Genomic DNA, 1917 nt, shown 5'->3' with positions numbered 1-1917 from the left:
GCCTGCGCACGGGTACGGGAGGAGAGAGGGGTGATGCGATCACACGCCGGGCAGCTGCGGGCTTCCCCCACGTCCCGCCCCTACGCGACGCCGTGTGCGAGAGGTGCAGCCGGATGAAGCGCGCCGACTGCTCGATTTGCCAGCGTCAGTCGGGCTGCTGCCTTCGAGGTCTGGATGCTGCCTTCGAGGTCTGGATGTGGCCGGGGTGCGGGCCGTAGGCCAGGACGACCTGCCCGTTGGGCTGCTGCGGTTGTCCGGTGAGCCGGTGGGTCGGGGCGGGCAACAGGTCGAGCGGGTGACGCCGGATGTGCCAGGTCTCGTAGGCGATCAACGCGGCGAGCACTCCCACCAGCGCCACCGAGCCCCACAGCGTGCCCAGCCCGAGTCCTCCCTCGCTGACGGGTTTGGTGATCGAGTCACCAGCGGCGGCACTCAGTGGGCGGGTCAGGATGAATGCCACCCAGAACAGCACCATGCTGTTGATGCTGGTCAGATAGTGGGCGGCGAGCAGCAGCAGCATTATTGCGGCGATGACGAAGAAGGCGTTGCGGAATCCCAGTCCGGTGCTGTGAGCCAGCCAGTCCCCGCTGGCGGTACCGAGGGTGTTGGAAACCAGGATCGCGATCCAGTAGAGGATCTCGCCCTTACGGGTGGCGATTTGCTCGACGTCGTAGGTCTGCCCGCTTCGCCACCACACCAGGAAGATGACCACCAGGATGCTGGTGAGGATGATCGCGCCAGGCCCATAGCCGATCCCATTTTTCGTCACGGTGCCGGAGTGGCCGATTCCACGGTCCATGAGATCTGATATCGAGGTGCCGACGATGCTGGTGCTGAAGATCACCGTCCAGAAGAGACTCGGATGGTAGCGCTTGGCTCGCAGCTGCAGGAAAGCGACGATGACGAAGAACGCGAAGAAGACGATCACACAGGTCGCATATCCGATTTTAAGTTCGATTGCGAACTGGTCGCTTGCGGTTTCTCCGAGAGTGACAGCGATGATTTTCAGCGCCCAGAACAACGCCGTCACAAGCGGGAGCTTCCGCAGTACATACCTAGCCGGGGGTGTCGCCATGTTGGGCTGGACACGATCGGTGGAAGCCATGCTGATGTCTCCATTCCCTTTTGTCGGTGCGCCACGGCGGTCTGGACGGGCGAGGCTTGAGCGAGGCTATGGGCATGCCCCGGCCGTGCTCATCAGCGCTGAGGCCGACCGACGAGGATGGGGCAGCCGCGCCTCTGCGACATCAGTAAGGGCAATCAGAAGGGAGCGCTGGCCGATGCGCAGGAGAAGAGCCGTGTGGGCATGACCGTGTTGCGCGGAATTGCCAGCCAGATCACCGGGCACGGGAACGGCGGATTTGCATTCCTCGTCGCATATTCCCCAGCAGTGAAATAGGCTGAAGTCTCGGCAGCTTCGCAGGAAGAGCACTGGTGCAGGTACTGCGAGGCAGGCTCGCCCACAATGGTTGCCGCGCAACACGGACATACTCTTTGCTGGAAAAATTCTTTGATTGGGCACGGCGGGGGTCTGGTTCATCGTGCAATTGCGCTGCTAGTCTCACCCGTCGGTCTATTGCGCCGGGCAGCAGTTCGCCTCTGGTGCGATGGGTAGTCATGGCGCCTGCTCTCATCATAGAAGCGGCCACCTCTGCGGGCACTTCACAGCCTGCGCCTAGGCTCCTGCGAGGAGTTGCGCATTGACCAGCGGGTGAACGGCTGGCCGAGCTTGGTGGGGGGCGGGTGGTGGCCGTCTGGATGACGAAGTCCTCGTCGGCATGGCTGAGTAGGCGGGGGCGGCCTCCCTCCCATTGAGGGTCCAAGCAGGCCAGCCGATCTCGTTGGGTTTTCCACGCTAGGCAGTGCCGCGTAAAGGGCCGGGGCGGCGAAGGTGAGATGAGGGCAAAACCGGCGTCG

At 63.3% G+C, this 1917-nt stretch carries 1 protein-coding gene and 1 pseudogene; both read right to left on the bottom strand.

Features of this window, described 5'->3' with window-relative positions; all coding sequences use genetic code 11:
• Positions 1–145: 145 nt before the first annotated feature.
• Positions 146–1105, bottom strand: coding sequence for a COG4705 family protein (locus ACZ6ZT_RS35165; protein ID WP_469724510.1), 960 nt, complete (start codon positions 1103–1105; stop codon positions 146–148).
• A gap of 590 nt (positions 1106–1695) precedes the next feature.
• Positions 1696–1832, bottom strand: a pseudogene (locus ACZ6ZT_RS35160) (IS630 family transposase); the annotation flags it as partial.
• Between the last annotated feature and the right edge of the window lie 85 nt (positions 1833–1917).

It is taken from the genome of Streptomyces sp. NPDC102258, assembly GCF_055584685.1.
Note: the sequence above shows the minus strand (reverse complement) of the source record. Positions and strands in the feature narration are given on the sequence as shown.